This is a genomic window from Kribbella capetownensis (assembly GCF_004331485.1).
In the GTDB taxonomy this organism is placed as follows: Bacteria; Actinomycetota; Actinomycetes; order Propionibacteriales; family Kribbellaceae; genus Kribbella; species Kribbella capetownensis.
The window spans coordinates 56,871-72,541 of the sequence record NZ_SJKD01000017.1 but is presented as its reverse complement, the minus strand read 5'-3'; the positions used below and the strand labels follow the sequence as shown (position 1 = coordinate 72,541).

Genomic DNA, 15,671 nt, shown 5'->3' with positions numbered 1-15,671 from the left:
GCTCACCGGCTTCGTCACACCGGCCAAGAATGGCACCTGGTACGTGACCCGCATCGGCCTGACCTGCTGCGTCGCCGACGGTACGGCGTTCATGGTCGAAGCCCGCGGCCAGATCGCCCCACCCAAGAACCAGTGGGTCACGGTCACCGGCCAATGGGCCGAGCCCAGCAAACGCATCGACGGCGATGTCGCCGCGCTGACCGTCGAGACGATCAAAACGGTCACGGCCCCGACCAACCCCTACGAGTAGCTCACCCAGCCGACGACGACAGGTACGCCGGTCGCCCGGTGAAATGGCGACGAAGTAGCAGCGTCATCATTTCTTGCTGATCCGCACCAGCTGGCCGAACGCAACCGAGCGGTCCGGCGTAGGTCCTCGCAGGTTGTCAGCGTGATCATCGACGTCGTGGCGGTGTCAATGCCTTCCACGACCGGCTTCTCCCAGTCGGCACCGAGCTTCGGGATCCGCAACAGTACGATCGGATCGCCACTGGCCGGCGGCGTCTTCTCACCCACCTTCCACTGGTCCCGCAGCGCCTCTTGCGCCTCGCCCATCTTCTGGTTCGAGGTGATGCCGGTGCCGACGTACTGCCAGCCGACCCACCCGAGCAGCCCGAGTCCCGCCACCAGCAGGACGATCCCCACCCCACCCCCCGCACCGCACCTCTCACGGGCGTTCTGCCATGGACTCGGCGGTACAGCGGGCGCAGACCCCGGTCAGTTCGACGGTGTGTTCGACGCTGGTGAAACCGGCTGCTTCGGCCGCCGCCTCGGCCCAGATCTCGACGACCTCGGAGTCGACCGGCCAGCTGCGCAGACAGCGATGGCAGATCAAATAGTGGCGGTGGCCGACGGCGAGGCGATACAGGCGGCTGCCGTCCTTCTCCCGGATCGTGTCGATCCGCCCGGCCTGGGCCAGCTCACGGACCGTTCGATACACGGTCGTCAAGCCGACGGTCGTGTCTCCGGTCGAGATCACGCGGTGAAGCTCCTGGACCGACACGAAGTCTGCGCTGGTCTGCAACGCCGCTAGCACCGCGGCGCGCTGACGCGTCCGGCGGAAGCCGGTCCCGCCGGCCTGCCGTGCATCCTCCGTTCTGGTCTCCTGCATAGCGGACTCCCTCGCTGATGGAGCTCCTAGCCGACGCGTGCGGCCGGCCGTAGGTGACGTAGAGACGTCCAACCGCGGCTCCCCTGGCGGGAGTCGACGATGCGGCAGGCGACGTAGATGGCGAACGAGATGGTGGTCACGTACGGACTGATCGGCAGGCTGCCGCCGAGTGCCAGCAGGATGCCTCCGACGAGCGACAAGGTCGCGAACAGGACGCTCAGCACCGGGACGAGCCAGGGCGAGCGCGCGACCCGGAGTGCGGCGGCCGCCGGGGTGACCACGATGCTGAGCACCAACAGCGCCCCCACGATCTGCACGGAGATGGCGACGGCCATCCCCAGCAGGAGCATGAACACCAACGACAGAACGCGCACCGGCACCCCTCGGGCCGCGGCCTGTTCGGGGTCGGAACTGGCGAACATCAGTGGGCGCCAGACAATCAGAAGTCCGATCAGGACGACGGCGCCCGTGACGATCAGCCAGGACAACTGCGGAGTGTCCACGGCGACGATCTGTCCGGTCAGAAGCCCGAACTTGTTCGCCGCGCGCCCTTTGTAGAGGGCGAGGAACAGCACTCCGAGACCCAGGCCGAACGGCATCAGAACCCCGATGATCGAGTTCCGATCGCGCGCCCGGCTCCCCAGCACACCGATGAGTACGGCGGCGATGATCGAGCCGGCCAGCGAGCCCGCAACCACATTCACGCCCAGCAGCAACGCGCCCGAAGCCCCCGCGAACGACAGCTCACTGATGCCGTGGACCGCGAACGGCAGGTCGCGCATCATCACGAAGACACCGATCAGGCCGCCCACGATCCCGAGCACTACACCGGCGATGATCGAGTTCCGTACCAGCGCCAACAGCTCACCGTAGTTGGCGAAGTTGAAGATGTCATGCCATACGTCTGCTGCGAGCATCGGTGACCTCACCCGGCCCGCAACGTCGCCGCAGTCTCGGGGGCATGGTGCGGATCCGCTCCCTCAGGGATCCCGGCCACCAGGACCCTGCCGCCGGAACGGACGACCTCAACCGGAGACGCGTAGAGGTCGCTGAGCGTGGCCGATGTCATCACTTCGTCGACCGTGCCCATCCGGAAGCGTCCACCGGCCAGGTACAGCACCCGGTCGACGTACGGCAGCACCGGGTTGATGTCGTGCGTGACGAAGACGATCGCCGTGTCATGCGTCCGGCGGCGCCGGTCTACCAAACCGGAGATCGTGCGCTGGCTGTTGAGATCCAGCGACAGCAGGGGCTCGTCACACAACAGCAGCTTCGGATCGGCCACCAGGGCCTGCGCGATCCGGACCCGCTGCTGCTCGCCGCCCGACAGGAGCCCGATCGGCCGGTCCGCGAAGCCTCGTGCACCGACCGACTCGAGCATCTCGTCGATCCGCCGACGCCGCGCCCGGTCAGGTCGCCCGATTCCCCAGCGGTGGCCGTCCAGTCCTTGACCGACCACGTCTCGAGCCCGCAGAGGCGTGAGTGTGTCGATGCGCCGGTGCTGCGGCACATAACCGATCTCCGTGCTCCCCTGGTGGGGCGGCGCACCGACAACTCGAACGATCCCCGACATCAACGGATGCAGGCCGAGAACCGCCCTCAGCAGACTGGTCTTGCCCGATCCGTTGGCGCCGAGGATCGCCAGGAACTCCCCGGCTCTCAGCTCCATCGTCAGCCCGCCCCACAGCCGGCGGCGGTCGTAACCGAACGCAGCGTCCTCGAACTGCAGGACAGGTTCCGGCTTCTTCGCGTGATTCAGCATCGGTCAGCTCAGGACAGGGCCGAACGGATCGCTTCGAGGTTGCCGGTCATCCAGCCCAGGTAGTCCTTGCCAGTCGGCAACGTCTCAGTGACAGGAACGACGGCGACGTTCTTCGCCTTCGCCGCGTCCACCACCTTCTGGGTCTCCGGACCGGACGTCTGCTCGTTGTAGGCGAGGAGCTTGACCTGCTTCGAGCTGAACAAGCCCAGCGTCTCCTGCAACACCGCCGCCGGGACGTCGGTGCCCTCCTCGATCGCCTCGCTGAACTCCTCCGGCGTCTTGTTCACCAGCCCGCAGGCGGTCAGCAGATACACCGGCACCGGCTCGGTGATCGCGGCACCGGCACTGTTGCTGGTCGCCTTGATCGAGGCCTCCGTGGCCTCCAGTTGCCTCACCTTCTCGGTGAAGGCAGCCGCGTTGGCCGAGTACGTCGAGCCGTTCGCGGAATCGACCTCGGACAAGGTCGTCGCGAGCTGGGCGGCCAGCTTCTCCATGCTCGGGAAGTCGTACCAGACGTGCTCATTGAGCTCACCGCCGGCGGGTGCCTTCTGGCCGGAGATGTCGACCACGTTGAGCACCTTGGCTGACGTGTTGCCCGCCGACTTCAGCATCTTGTCCATGAAATCGTCGTAGCCACCGCCGTTCTCGATCACGACCTTCGCCTTCGACAGCGACAGCTGCGTCTGCGTGTTCGCCTCGTACGAGTGCGGGTCCTGATCGGGGTCGGAGATGATCGACGTCACCTCGACCTTGTCCCCCGCGATCTGCTTCACGATGTCGCCGTACACGTTGGTCGATGCAACGACCTGAATCCCGGCCTTCGGTGTCGAGGCAGTACCAGCGGCAGCCTCGTCTCCCGAGGACGAACCACACGCGGTGACCAGCACCATCGCCGCCGCGACTCCAGCCATGCACCCAACAGAACTACGCAGCCTCACAGCGCACCCATTCCCTCACGACAAACCGATAATGAAAACCATTCCGCATTCACCGTAACATCCCGCGGCCCGACCCGATAGCCAGGGAAGCATCAAGGCTTCGACGGCCAGGCACCTCACCGAGTGATGATGTGCAAGCCCTGTGCGGCATCTCCGGCCCTGACCCGGAGTCCGTGTTCTGCCACCTCGGTGGCCAACTCGGCCGGAGTGAGCACGTACCAGTGATCCGACGCGGTGAACTCGGCCACGACCTCACCTTCTTCTTCGACCCGGTACGTCATGTGCCAGGTCACGGAGTCAGGTCCGGCCGGTTCGGCTGCGGCGGATCCGCTGTAGCGACGACGCCCGATCACGGCTGCACCCATCGGAGCATCCGGCACAGCCTCCGGCAGATGTGGCGGATAGAGGTTCAACACCGCTCTGCCGCCGGGGATCAGCTTCGCCGCCAGAAGCGCCCACAACGCCCGGCGCTCCCCCGGCGCAAGGTGGCCGATCACGTTCATCGCGGTCAGGCCCGCGATCCGGTCGGGCAGCCTGGCGGACAACACGTCGTCCGCGAGCACGGTCACGCGTTCGCTCAGGGCGCTGGTGCTCGAGATCCTGGTGAGCAAGGCGGTACGGAGCGCCGCATGCGGTTCGACCGCGATGATCTCGACCTCCGGCAATGCATCGGCCAGCACGACCACACCGTCGCCCGTGCCGGCGCCGACGTCGACCACAGGGCGCGCCGTGGCGTCGAGTCCCGCCAAGGCTGCCACCAGCGCAGGCCGCAGTCCCACCCACGCGCACGGCAGCAACACGGCGACATACTCGGCGATGCGGTCATAGAAGTAACCACCGGTCGATTCGCTCATCGCACATCCCGTAGCTTTCTTGAAAATGATAGTCGTTCCAGACTACGGTCGGACGTCCGCCATCGCCACCGCCTTCAACGAGGAGTTGTCATGACTCAGCTGAAACTGACAGAGGTGTCCGAGCTCACGTCGAGTCGGCGTGACCAGGCGCTGCTGAGCCTGATCGAGCGGATTCAGCAGAGTCCGCCGTACTCGTATCGAGCCGGTGAGATTCGGCCGGCGAGTCAGTGGGTGCCACCATTGGTCGCGGCGTCGCGGCTGACCGTGATTGCCGAGCTCGACAAGACGCCGGTCGGGTACTGCGTGTCTCTGCCGATCAGCACGTACGGGAAGTTGGACGGTCTGCTGGGTGAGCTGGAGATCGACCCCGCCACCACTGAGTACCTCGCCGAACTCGGCGTGGACGAGACCGTTCGCCGCCAAGGTATCGCGAGCAGACTGCTCGAACACGTCCACGAAGGGTTGCCCTCGGCAACCATGACGGTGCTGATCCGGACTCTCACCGACAACCATCCGGCGATCGACTTCTACCGCCGCCAGGGATACGAGGTGATCGAGAACGTGAAGCAGGAGTGGAACGGACGCAGCCGGGTCTTTTTGAGGCGACGCCCGGTCTAGGTCCGTGTGGTCCCCCAGGCCCGTGCTGTGGGCCTGGGGGACCTGATCGGTTACGGCTGGACGGTGAAGTTGTTGGTCTTCTGCCCGGTGGTGATCGCCGCACCGCCCGCGGTGGTCGCGGTGGCTTCGAAGACGGCGGTGTAAGTACCCGCCGCCGTGTCAGCGGTCGAGGCTGATCCATCCGAGAAGAAACGTCTGCCGTTATCCACAGGTCTACTTCTGCCGGTTCAGTCGCCATTCCCACCGCTGCGTCTCCCGCTCAACAACCTCCGTACAAGCCTCTCCGAGCGCGGCTCCCGCACTCCGGATCAGCGAGGCCGCCTGGTGCAGGTGGTCGTTGACCCGCGCGAACACGTCTTCGGGGTCTTCGCTGGGGTCGATGAACAGGTCGACCGGTAGCTCATTCAGCCGCTGGAGACCGACCGTGGTCGACCCGAGGGCATCGGCCTGCGCCGCCCCGGCGCGGATCATGTGGTGCAACACCGTCCAGGCGAGCCGTGGGCTGACCAGCGCCGGCATCTGCCGGGCCGCTCGGCCGAATCCTCTTCGACCTTGCGGGCCAGCGCGGCCGACGCCTTGTCGCGCCGCGCGATCTCGGCAACCGCGGCCTTGTCTTTCATCACGTCCTTCTGCACGGCGTCTCCTCGTCTAAGCGCGGCTGGTGGCTGTTCTGCGGGGCCGGGGCGAGTAACCGCTCGAGCGCGCACAGGCGTGCCGAGTCGAGCGGTTGCGGTCCTCGCAAGTTAGGTCCTTCCGGGGGTGCTGCCCCATCCCCCAGCCCTCCTCCGAGAGCGGAAGGCCGAGCAGGTCAGGCCCACGGCCAGTTGGTGCTTGGCCCGGCGCTCGAGCTCCCGTTCGGCTGAGGCAGTGATCGATGACATCGCGTCTTCGTTCCATCTGGAAGACCCAACTGTCAACAACCTCCATCAGTTCTGTATCTAGCTAGGAGCGGCCAGGTGGTAAATACCATCTGGTCATCCTGCCCGGCAGCGGGGCAAGTTGACCGGTGGGGCCGTCGCAGCCTCACCACGGAGCCGGCAGGCGAAACTCCCTTTGATGGTGCCATCAGGAGCACATGGCCGGATTCAAACCCACTACTCGGCCTATGTTGCCAGCATTAAATTGTTGGTATTTACCAGTGATCAGGCAAGAAACTCCCGCCAAGTACTGCTTGTGCTGGGTCCCTTCGAAAGTTCGGCAGAACTCTTGCAGTTCACTCCGGTGGCATTCATGCTCGACCGTGATGCGGGCTTCCGCCCATCCTTGCCGTTGAAGGAGACCCGAAGAGCCATGTCACGTCAGCGAACGACCCTCTTCCTCGCCGCCGCGTCGATCGTCTCGATGGTGAGCGGCGCCTCTGCTGCTGTCGGCTCGACCGATCAGGCCGACCGCGGGACAGGCACCTGCGGCGTACTGTTCGACGACTTCCAGTACAAGTCGGCCACCGACCCTGCTCTCGCCGACCACGGCTGGAATGCGCGGAGTGAGATGGGTGGCCCGGGCGTGCCGGGCACTGCCTGGCCGGCAAGCAACGTCTCCTTCGTCACCACCGGCGGCCAGAAGGTCGCTCAGCTCCGGGCGACGACCGACGGCACGGTCCCTGGTACGACCAACGCCGAACTCCGCCGAACAACCATGAACTTGCGGAACGGGACCTACGCGACCCGCGTCCGGTACGCCGACGCGCCGGCCACCGGACCGGATGGCGACCACATCAACGAGACCGCGTTCGCCATCGGCCCGACAAAGTTCGACTACGACCCGATCTACAGCGAGCTCGACTTCACCGAGTACCTGCCCAACGGAGGTTGGGGAGAGACCGGCCCCGTCAACTTCCAGACGAGCTGGCACACTTTCCGAGAGGACCCGTGGGACGCACGAACCGCGGAGAGCCGCCAGGACAGGTCGCTCAACGGCTGGCACACGTATGTCACGCAGGTCGGCAACGGCCACGCGAGGTACTACATCGACGGCAAGCTCACTGCCGACCACACCGTCGACCAGGACGGCAACACCGTCCTGCCGCGTCAGGACATGAGCATGAACTGGAACCTGTGGTTCATCGATCTGGACGGGCACCAGGGCACGGCGACAAGTGAGTACCGCGAGCAGGTCGATTGGGCCTACTACGCCAAGAACGAGACTGTCTCGCCCACGCAGGCCGACGCCCGCGTGGAGAAGTATCGCAAGCACGACACCACCTACCAGGACTCCTTGAGCAACGCCGGGAGCTGCGAGAACTACCAGCCACCGGAACACTGAGCTCTCCCCTGAGAACTGCGGCGCAGGAACCGTGTCCGGGCAGTGAGCCGACATGGGCGAGCGGCGTAAAATACGAGACCTTCCGGCACAACAAAGGATGGGTCCTCGTGGCAGGCAGCCTGCAAAAGCGAGATCGGGCGCGCGAGCACCTGCTTGGGCTGGTCGAGTCACGAGTGGTCGGTCAGGCGATCCCGTCCGAGCGCCAGCTGTCTGCCGAGCTCGAGATCTCCCGACCCACTCTCCGGGCAGTGGTCGACGGCCTGGTTCGCGATGGCTGGCTGGTTCGCGAACATGGCCGCGGCATGTTCGTCGGTAGCCCCAAGGTCGCTCAACAGATCAGCGGCACCCATGGAGCGACGTACCCGACAGCACCCGGAACCTGGACCAGCAGGGTTCTCAGCCACGCCACGATCCAGGCCGGCACCTTGATCGGCAGCCGGCTCCGGGTCACACCAACCACAGCCGTACTGCGGATCGCCCGGCAACGCTTCGTCAACGACGACCCGATCTGCCTGGAGACGATCCACGTACTGCAGGAGATGGTCCCCGAGTTCGACGTGCAGGCGATCGAGCAGAACTCGTTCTACGCGTTGCTCGAAGAACGCTACGGCGTGATTCCGACCGACGCCGAACAGACCCTCGCGGCAGCAGCGGCCGACGCCACCGAGTCCGCCCTGCTCGGCCTCGCGTTGGAAGCTCCGATTCTGATCCTGGAGCGAACCACCCGCGACCAGAACGGCCGCAGGTTCGAGTTCACCCGCGCCACCTACCGCGGTGATCGATACCAAATCAAGACAAGCCTGAGTCTTTCCAAGCCGCCAGGCGGTCCTCCGAACGCCGAATAGTCGCGCGGCTACCATCCTCCTCCATCCTGTTGTCGGCGTTCCACGCGTAGTGGGCAATGGACGGACGTTCTCGCGGGCGTGCTACCGCAAACGGCGGACTCAGAACACCCCATCTCCTGCGGGGCGGAATATGACATTCCGCGAGGCACCCCAGAGATCACGGTGGCCGGCCTGCGCGAGAACCGGCCTACCGGTTCAGGACCCCACGCCATGCCACGACACACCCCGTTCACCACACCGTTGCCTCAAGCAACCGCGCTGCGAAACCCTGCTAACGCCTGGTGAGAAACCTCAATCATCAACCGATTCCATACTCAGCTACAAATCTCCGCGACATCGCAGGTTCGAGGGGAAGACCAGGTCAGCTCGAGGTCGCTTAGGCGCTTGCGGTCGGCGAAGATGTCGAGTGCAACGATCTTCCCGAGCCGTACCGTGCAGGCGGTCATCGAGATCAGCTCATCGTTGAGTACGGTGACGATTCCCGCGACACCGTTGACGGTCACGTGAAGGGCGTACGACGCCAGCCACGAGAATGTCAACGCCCCTTCGGCGACGGCGCTGGCTCCACGCACCTCGCGGATCCCGCCATCGCGGTCGACTCGCAGTACGACGTCCGGGGCGAGTGTCGCGATCATGACGCCGAGGTCCCCGTCGCGTGTGGCCGCAAGGAATGCCCCGACCAGTTCCCGTTGCTGTGCGAGATCCACGTCTGGTGTTACGGCTACGCCCCGTACGCGGCGGCGTGCCCGGCTCGCCAGTTGCATCACGGCGCCCGGCGATCGGTCGGCGATCGTCGCGATCTCGGTGAACTGCAATCCGAAGATGTCGTGGAGGACGAAGGCGAGCCGTTCGGCGGGTGTGAGGGTTTCCATCACCACCAGCAACGCCAGCCCGACCGAGTCCGCGAGCATCGCCTGCTGCTCCGGGTCGACATGGTCCGCGCGACTGACGATCGGGTCCGGCAGGTGTGACGGGAACGTTTCCTCGCGGCGCGAAACGCGTGTGCGCAACATGTCCAGGCAGACCCGCCCAACGACGGTCGTGAGCCAGCCGCCAAGGTTTCGAATCGCCCCGGCATTGGAACGGTCAAGCCGTATCCAGGCCTCTTGTACCGCGTCGTCGGCGTCGCTGAGCGAGCCGAGCATCTGGTAAGCCACTGCTCGCAGGTGACTCCGGTGATCTTGGAAACGCTCGGCCAGATACTTGTCGTCCATGTCAGGTTTCTCCGTCGGTATCCGTCATAGGGGATGACGAAGGCCGACGAGCCGATGTGACGAGCCTGGCACCCATGGAGGAGAAAGCACATGTTGACGAACATCATGTACGTGACGCTGTACGTCCGCGATCAGGATCGCGCGCTGACGTTCTACACGGAGGGACTCGGCCTGGAGAAGCACTTCGACTATTCAGGTCCGGATGGGCGATTTCTGACCGTGGGACCTCCTGGCAGCGTAGTCGAGCTCATCCTGTGGAAGCACGGTCGAACTGCGGGCCAACCCGTCGGGGCCGAGCCTGGCACCGTGCCCGGTCCTGTGATCCTCGAGTCGGAGGACCTGTGGACAGACTTCGAGGTGCTGCGCAGCCGTGGCGTGACATTCGACAGTCCCCAACCAGAGGAGTACCCCTTCGGAGTCCGCATCGAAGCAGTAGACCCAGACGGCAACCGAATCTCCCTTCGCCAGCGCCGCGGACGAGGTCAGGCTCTGGCCACTCCCGCCGGCTGATCGCAGCGGCAATCATGGCGATCAGCTCGGCGCCAGACATCGGCGCCTCGGGCTTCGGGGGCCGATCGTGGGTGCTGGAGGCCAACACAAGTACACGGCGGTGCGCGGTCGCCCTGTCCGTCGAGATGAGACCGCTGGGCATTTGCTCCTGCGCGAGGCCGGAGTCGAAGTGCGCCAACTGTTCCAGCTTTATAGGCCGCACGCGAACTTCGTGATGTTCATCCTGCCAACCATTCGGAGGTGCGCTCTACATGCCAGTCATCAACGCGAAACATATTCAAACCGGAAACATCAAAGGCATCGATCATGACGCGACGATCTCGCTGATCGTCGACCACAGCGAGCCCGGACACGGCCCTCGACTACACCGCCACCCCTACGACGAAACATGGGTCGTCATCGAAGGAAATCTCACCTTCTACCTAGCCGACGACCAGTTGGAGATTATGGCGGGCGATATCGTGATCGCACCCCCGGGGATACCCCACAAGTTCATCAACCAAGGTCCCGGCCGTTCACACATGATCTGCATCCACGCCAGCCCGACGATGATCACCGAATGGCTCGAATAACAAGTGAGGTTTTCTCACCGGGTTGGCCGTTGAAGGTGTAGGAGGACGAGGGCGGCGGTGGTGGTGGTGCCGATTCGCCGGGGGTTGAGGGTGACTCGTTCGAGTGCTTTCCAGGTGCGTTTCAGCAGGGCGTTGGCGCCGTCGGCATGCCGAGGTGACCGACCGCGCAGCGGGTCGCGCGCAGCATGCCGATCGCCTCGATGATCTGGTCGCGCTCTTCCGGGAGAGGTCACCGACGTGGTCGTCGAGCCGCCGGATCAGCAATGGTTCGGATGGAACTTGGCTGTGAGCGGCACCTGCCGAACACTGCGGGAGGCAGTTTTGCAATCACCCCCCGAGATTCGGTTGTAGGTCGGGGCGTGATTGGCGCAGGACTGTGGATGCCCTGGGCCCGTCGCACTCCGCCGCCGGTACTCGCGCATCGCCACATAGCCGCGGCCGTGCATCCGATGCGTATCGGGCGGCTACGCCGGAACGGCGTCACGAACCAGATCGTGCAGGTAGTCGGTGACGTCTGCGCGACCGCGTGCGGCGATTACCCCGTCCGGACGGACTGTGCCACGGTGCACACGCCGATGCAGCCGACGACGGTCTGGATCAGTCCGACGCGGGGCAGGATGAACCGCCCCGCGGGGTAGGCGATCGAAACTTGCGAGAGCCGCCCGGCGGCCCGGCGCTCGGCCAGCAACCCGGTGTTCATGCCTTGGCCGCCGGCCGGTGAGTGGATGTGCGCGGCATCGCCGGCGAGAAAGATTCGACGGCGACGGTACGTCGACGTCGAGCGCAGATGGCAGTGGAAGGACGCCAGCCACACCGGGTCTGAGATTTCGATCGGCCAGGGGGCGCGTTGCGCGACGGCCTCCCGGATCTCCTCCAACGACGGCGGCCGACCTCCGTGGTCACCCGCGGTGGGCATGATCAGGCGCCAGCGCTGCCCACCCATGGGGATGCTGCCGCTCCGGCCAGCCACAGGGCCCGCGCGAGGCCGGTCTCGTCGCCCGATTCGGTCTGCAGCTGGAGCGCGCGTTCGATGTCATCCCGACCGCCGGTGGGGTCGCCGATGACCAGTTTCGCGCGCCCGCGGTAGCACAGGCCGGTGGCCTCGCGGGCACGGTCGCCGGTGGCACGGGCATGTTCCCTGGCTTGCTCGAGCAGTCCGAGTGCCGACCTACGGTCTCCTTGGTCCGTCGCCAACCACGCAGCGCCGTTGACGGCGTCGACCCACTCCGGGTCGTCATCCTGGACCAGTGCGAGGAGCGAGCCCTGGCGCCGTCGGCCTTCGGAGAAGTGGCCGCGCACGGACCAGAACCCGGTGAGCCGGTTCGCCGGATGCAGGGCCGAGGCCGAGTCTGTCTCGCAGTGCCGTCGAGCTGCCCGACGGCGACACCAAGGTCGTGAGGCGCACCACGGATCAGGCAGTCCGTAACATCACGTGCATGCGACCGCGGACCGCTTCTAGTCCCTCGGCGATGTGTCAAGGAGGAATCGATACACCAACGTCAAGGGCCCGTTGAATCAAGACATCGCCTCCGGCAGCTGGTGCTGCCCCACGTCCTGCGACCCCGCTTCGCCAGACGCGTGCAATTGACTTCGTTGCGTCGATGTCTACGGTGGGGTCGCCTTCAACTAGGATCAGGTCGGCTCGCAGTCCTGGGGCGATCCGGCCTCGGTCGGGCAGCCGGAAGTGTTTGGCAGGTGCGGCGGTGGCTGCGGTGAGGGCCTCGGTGCGGGTGAGTCCTCCGCGGACTAGGAGGTCCAGCTCATGGTGCAGGCTCGCGCCATACGTGGTGCCTGGATTGTTTGCGTCTGAGCCTGCCAAGATCGGTACGCCTGCGTCCCGCAGGGGACGTACTGCGGCCAGGCCGTACTCCTGGAATTGCTCTTGTCCCCCGACGCTGCTGCAGAGTATGTCCATCCATCTGCTGTCAATGTGCGGTCTCACCCGCGGATCGTTCGCCAGCTCGACACCTTCATGACTGTGATAGACGGCGAGCGTCATGACGACGAAGACGCCGGCGGACTTGAGGAATCGGGCAAATTCTGGAGTTAGTGGCTGATCGACGTACTGATGGGCTAGACCGTCGACACCTGACTCAATCGCTTGCGCCACAAAGCGGCGAGACTGCGCGTGGGCGACCACCAACAGGCCGTGGGAGTGTGCCTTGGCCGTCACTGCAGCGGAAACCTCTGGAGGCAGGAACGGTGTGGACTTTCCGATCACCGAACTGTCTTCGATGACTATCTTGAGATAGTCAGAGCCTTCACTGACTCGGGTGTGAACGAACGGTGCGACGTCCTCGACCCCATTCAGGGTTGGGTAGTAATCGAAGAGCTGGGTTGGGTGGCTGCCTTCGACGGATGCGGCGATCCCGGCAGATCGAAGGTCGGCTAGGTCTGGCTGCTGAAGCGCCTTCAGGTGCGCAACGAAGTCGGGGTAGCGGCAGCCCATGCACAGCATCGTGGTGACCCCCAATTGAAGGGCCTGCCGTAACGCTGAGATGCCTTCGTCGCGGGTGCCTTGGTCTGGGGTGTGGACGTGGGCGTCGATGAAACCTGGTAACAGCATGCCGCCGGCCCCGTCGACGACCACGCAGCCAGCCGGAGCGGAAAGATCCCGGCCCAGCTTGACGATTCGATCGCCCTGAACAAGTACGCAGTCCGCGTCCAAGACGTCAACACCATCGAAGACTCGAACCTGTTTGATGAGAGTTGACACCTGCCGATCGTACCCACTCGGCGGCGGAGCCCTCGCGCCTCTTGGCCGCGAAGCGGCGCTAGACATGCCACCGGAAGGGGTCGCAGAATGGCGGGGGCGGGGCCTAGTGATCCGTGGACCTTGCTCGTGCGGCCCTTTTGCGTGTCTGCTTGCGCTGTCGAGGGACGACGAGAGGACGGCCGATGCACATCGGATCGCGCCATCGCAGGTCATGGGCGGCGGTCGTGGTCGCCCTGGCCTTGGTCCCCGGCCTCGTCGGGGCAGCACCTGCCGCCGCCGACATCTCCGACGAGCGGGCACTCGCCCAGCGGTTTGCACCGGTTGTTGCGCTCGTGCACCAGGACGGTCAGTGCGGGCCAGGAGAGCCCTATGAGCCCAGCGGCGTGGACGCCTTCCTAGGCAATGACAGCGTTGCGCTGAGGGGACCCTGGGATCGCGCCGACCTGGTGAAGATCGGGCCGACAGCATCCGACCTGGGCAAGGGACTCGATGGCTACTACCTCGACTTCCCCGGCAACCCGCTCAGGCCGGGTTGCGGGTACGAACTTTGGGCGCGGAAAGCGACGGCCGGCACTGAACCGACCATTTACGCCCACGTCGCGACAGAGGCGGGCCGTGACGACCGGTTGGCGCTGCAGTACTGGTTCTTCTACCCGTTCAACGACTACAACAACAAGCACGAGGGGGACTGGGAGATGATCCAGCTCCTCTTCGCAGCCGGAGACCCTGCAGCCGCGCTCGACCAGAAGCCGATCCAGGTGATCTACAGCCAGCACACCGGCGCGGAGGTCGCGCGCTGGGACGACCCGAAGCTCGAACTGATCGATGGCACCCATCCGGTGGTCTTCGTGGCGTCCGGTTCGCATGCCAGCTACTACGACTCCGCGCTCTTCCTCGGGCGTTCCTCAACAGAGGGCTTCGGCTGCGACGACACCCGTGCCCCGACGAACCAGCTACGCCCCGTCGTCGACGTCATCCCCAACGACCCGGCGGCTGCGCGGAAGGCATTCCCGTGGATCACCTACCAAGGACTTTGGGGCGAGAAACAAGTTGCCTTCTACAACGGACCGACCGGCCCGAACACGAAAGCCGCATGGGGCGCGCCGATCACGTTCCAGCAACAGCAAGATCGTGACCGCACCTACGCCGTACCCGCCGGAGGTCTTCTCGGCACGGGCGCCACCGACTTCTTCTGCAGCAGTGTCGCCGCAGGCTCCAATGTCGTGCGCCTGATGACAAACAACCCGGCACTGTGGTTGGTCATCTTGGCCGCCCTCGTGCTGCTGACCTCCTACCTGATCCGCAAGACGAGGTGGCAGCCCTCAGCCCCACTTCGCATCGCTCGCCGCCGTTCCGGCGGGCAGATCATGGCTGCCGCAGCCCGGATCTACCGCTCCCGGTGGCCGACCTTCATCGGTATCGGCCTACTCACGCTGCCGGTCTCGCTCCTCGCCGCCGCAGTCCAAGGCTTGATCGTGCTCGCTCCCGGTCCGGGGGGTCCGGGATCAGGTGGAGAGGCCGGTGGGTACCGCATCGCCGCAGCAGCGGGTGTGGGGTACCTGCTGTTGGGCTTCGCCGTCGTGGCCGTGCTCGCGGCCACCACCCGCGCGCTCGCGGAAATCGACGGAGGTCACAACGTAACCATTCGCCAGGCGTACCGATTGACGCGTTCACGATGGCGCGCGCTCGTCGCTGCGTTCCTGATCTTGTCGGCCTTGGTCGGCTCGGCCGGACTCACCATCCTGCTCATCCCGGTGGCGCTGGTGCCGATCGTGGCGTTCTCGTTGCATCTGCCGGCGGCAGTGTTCGAGGAGACGTCGGCGATGGCGTCACTCCGCCGCAGTTCCCAGCTGGTCCGCCATGAGGTCACCAAGGTCGCGGTAGTGCTTGGCGTATGCGTCTTGGTGGCGTCGGCGGTCGGCCCGGTTCTGGGCACGGTCCTGATTCTGGCAACCGACGCTCCGTTCCTGCTGGCCAATGTGGTTGCCGGCCTCGCGTTTGCGTTCCTCATGCCCTTCGTTGGGCTCGTCATGGCCTACACCTATTGGGACGCGAGAGTGCGGGTCCTCCGAGCGGGCGGCCGGATCCGCGCGCCCCAAACGCTCCCGGCGGAGCTGCCCGCACCCGGCGCGTCCCCGCCCACGTAGGGCCGGGCAAGGCTTGCGAGGCAGACCGCCGCCGGTGACGTATCGGAGCGCACGGAGGATGGTCGTCGCGTAGCCGACCCAGGCGACTGCAGATCGGAAGATCGACGCGCACTGCGCAAGTT

General features: G+C 65.4%; 20 protein-coding genes and 1 pseudogene. 7 read left to right on the top strand and 14 right to left on the bottom strand.

All coding sequences use genetic code 11. The features are described from left to right. A partial coding sequence (locus tag E0H75_RS41690) for a TIGR03943 family putative permease subunit (RefSeq protein WP_475009197.1) occupies positions 1-250 on the top strand: 250 nt, incomplete at its 5' end. Here the strand turns inward: E0H75_RS41690 and E0H75_RS41685 are convergent. The 6 genes from E0H75_RS41685 to E0H75_RS43445 form a co-directional block, all read right to left on the bottom strand. Beyond that, complete coding sequence (locus E0H75_RS41685) at positions 241-645, bottom strand: hypothetical protein (RefSeq protein ID WP_131519266.1); 405 nt, start codon at positions 643-645, stop codon at positions 241-243. The genes E0H75_RS41690 and E0H75_RS41685 overlap by 10 nt on opposite strands. A 22-nt stretch (positions 646-667) precedes the next feature. Continuing rightward, on the bottom strand, positions 668-1,111 hold the full coding sequence (locus E0H75_RS41680) for a Fur family transcriptional regulator (RefSeq protein ID WP_131519265.1): 444 nt from the start codon (positions 1,109-1,111) through the stop codon (positions 668-670). A 26-nt stretch (positions 1,112-1,137) separates the two neighbouring features. After that, positions 1,138-2,028, bottom strand: coding sequence for a metal ABC transporter permease (locus E0H75_RS41675; protein WP_131519264.1), 891 nt, complete (start codon positions 2,026-2,028; stop codon positions 1,138-1,140). An 8-nt stretch (positions 2,029-2,036) separates the two neighbouring features. Continuing rightward, positions 2,037-2,873, bottom strand: coding sequence for a metal ABC transporter ATP-binding protein (locus E0H75_RS41670; protein WP_131519263.1), 837 nt, complete (start codon positions 2,871-2,873; stop codon positions 2,037-2,039). Positions 2,874-2,881: 8 nt separating this feature from the next. Next, a complete protein-coding gene (locus tag E0H75_RS41665) occupies positions 2,882-3,784 on the bottom strand; it encodes a metal ABC transporter solute-binding protein, Zn/Mn family (RefSeq protein ID WP_131519262.1) in 903 nt (300 codons plus the stop codon). Between the two features lie 143 nt (positions 3,785-3,927). After that, positions 3,928-4,665, bottom strand: coding sequence for a methyltransferase domain-containing protein (locus E0H75_RS43445; protein WP_165554462.1), 738 nt, complete (start codon positions 4,663-4,665; stop codon positions 3,928-3,930). A gap of 90 nt (positions 4,666-4,755) precedes the next feature. Between E0H75_RS43445 and E0H75_RS43440 the strand changes: the two genes are divergently transcribed. Then, on the top strand, positions 4,756-5,283 hold the full coding sequence (locus E0H75_RS43440; protein ID WP_165554460.1) for a GNAT family N-acetyltransferase: 528 nt from the start codon (positions 4,756-4,758) through the stop codon (positions 5,281-5,283). Between the two features lie 50 nt (positions 5,284-5,333). On the opposite strand, the gene E0H75_RS43435 is transcribed toward E0H75_RS43440, so the two are convergent. The 3 genes from E0H75_RS43435 to E0H75_RS43430 are packed head-to-tail and all read right to left on the bottom strand — an operon-like array spanning position 5,334 to position 5,918. Beyond that, on the bottom strand, positions 5,334-5,492 hold the full coding sequence (locus E0H75_RS43435) for a hypothetical protein (protein ID WP_165554440.1): 159 nt from the start codon (positions 5,490-5,492) through the stop codon (positions 5,334-5,336). Between the two features lie 4 nt (positions 5,493-5,496). Next, positions 5,497-5,754, bottom strand: a complete 258-nt coding sequence (locus tag E0H75_RS41650; RefSeq protein ID WP_131519259.1) for a hypothetical protein — start codon at positions 5,752-5,754, stop codon at positions 5,497-5,499. Then, a complete protein-coding gene (locus tag E0H75_RS43430; protein ID WP_165554458.1) occupies positions 5,751-5,918 on the bottom strand; it encodes a hypothetical protein in 168 nt (55 codons plus the stop codon). The genes E0H75_RS41650 and E0H75_RS43430 overlap by 4 nt, the downstream gene beginning before the upstream one ends. 655 nt (positions 5,919-6,573) lie before the next feature. On the opposite strand from E0H75_RS43430, the gene E0H75_RS41645 reads away from it, so the two are divergent. Next, the gene (locus E0H75_RS41645) at positions 6,574-7,545 is read left to right on the top strand and encodes a glycoside hydrolase family 16 protein (protein WP_131519267.1); all 972 of its coding nucleotides are present in this window, start codon (positions 6,574-6,576) and stop codon (positions 7,543-7,545) included. Between the two features lie 107 nt (positions 7,546-7,652). Next, positions 7,653-8,390, top strand: a complete 738-nt coding sequence (locus E0H75_RS41640; protein WP_165554456.1) for a GntR family transcriptional regulator — start codon at positions 7,653-7,655, stop codon at positions 8,388-8,390. Between the two features lie 314 nt (positions 8,391-8,704). Here the strand turns inward: E0H75_RS41640 and E0H75_RS41635 are convergent, their stop codons facing one another. Continuing rightward, positions 8,705-9,604 carry a sigma-70 family RNA polymerase sigma factor gene (locus E0H75_RS41635; protein ID WP_131519257.1) on the bottom strand — a complete coding sequence of 300 codons (900 nt, stop codon included), beginning with the start codon at positions 9,602-9,604 and terminating at the stop codon, positions 8,705-8,707. Between the two features lie 90 nt (positions 9,605-9,694). On the opposite strand from E0H75_RS41635, the gene E0H75_RS41630 reads away from it, so the two are divergent. Then, positions 9,695-10,114 carry a VOC family protein gene (locus E0H75_RS41630; RefSeq protein ID WP_131519256.1) on the top strand — a complete coding sequence of 140 codons (420 nt, stop codon included), beginning with the start codon at positions 9,695-9,697 and terminating at the stop codon, positions 10,112-10,114. A 251-nt stretch (positions 10,115-10,365) separates the two neighbouring features. Further along, positions 10,366-10,686 (top strand): cupin domain-containing protein, encoded by a 321-nt coding sequence (locus E0H75_RS41625; RefSeq protein ID WP_131519255.1) that lies wholly within the window; start codon positions 10,366-10,368, stop codon positions 10,684-10,686. A gap of 14 nt (positions 10,687-10,700) precedes the next feature. Here the strand turns inward: E0H75_RS41625 and E0H75_RS44505 are convergent. The 4 genes and pseudogenes from E0H75_RS44505 to E0H75_RS41610 form a co-directional block, all read right to left on the bottom strand. Further along, positions 10,701-10,832, bottom strand: a pseudogene (locus E0H75_RS44505) (IS5/IS1182 family transposase); the annotation flags it as partial. Positions 10,833-11,221: 389 nt separating this feature from the next. After that, a complete protein-coding gene (locus E0H75_RS41620) occupies positions 11,222-11,629 on the bottom strand; it encodes an FAD-dependent monooxygenase (protein WP_131519254.1) in 408 nt (135 codons plus the stop codon). Continuing rightward, complete coding sequence (locus tag E0H75_RS41615; RefSeq protein WP_131519253.1) at positions 11,605-11,985, bottom strand: hypothetical protein; 381 nt, start codon at positions 11,983-11,985, stop codon at positions 11,605-11,607. Before E0H75_RS41615 ends, E0H75_RS41620 begins: the two co-directional genes overlap by 25 nt. A gap of 175 nt (positions 11,986-12,160) precedes the next feature. Then, positions 12,161-13,402: an amidohydrolase family protein gene (locus E0H75_RS41610; RefSeq protein ID WP_165554454.1), complete on the bottom strand. Its 1,242-nt coding sequence runs from the start codon at positions 13,400-13,402 to the stop codon at positions 12,161-12,163. A 182-nt stretch (positions 13,403-13,584) separates the two neighbouring features. Between E0H75_RS41610 and E0H75_RS41605 the strand changes: the two genes are divergently transcribed. Next, positions 13,585-15,549: a Vps62-related protein gene (locus E0H75_RS41605; protein WP_131519251.1), complete on the top strand. Its 1,965-nt coding sequence runs from the start codon at positions 13,585-13,587 to the stop codon at positions 15,547-15,549. Positions 15,550-15,671: the final 122 nt, after the last annotated feature.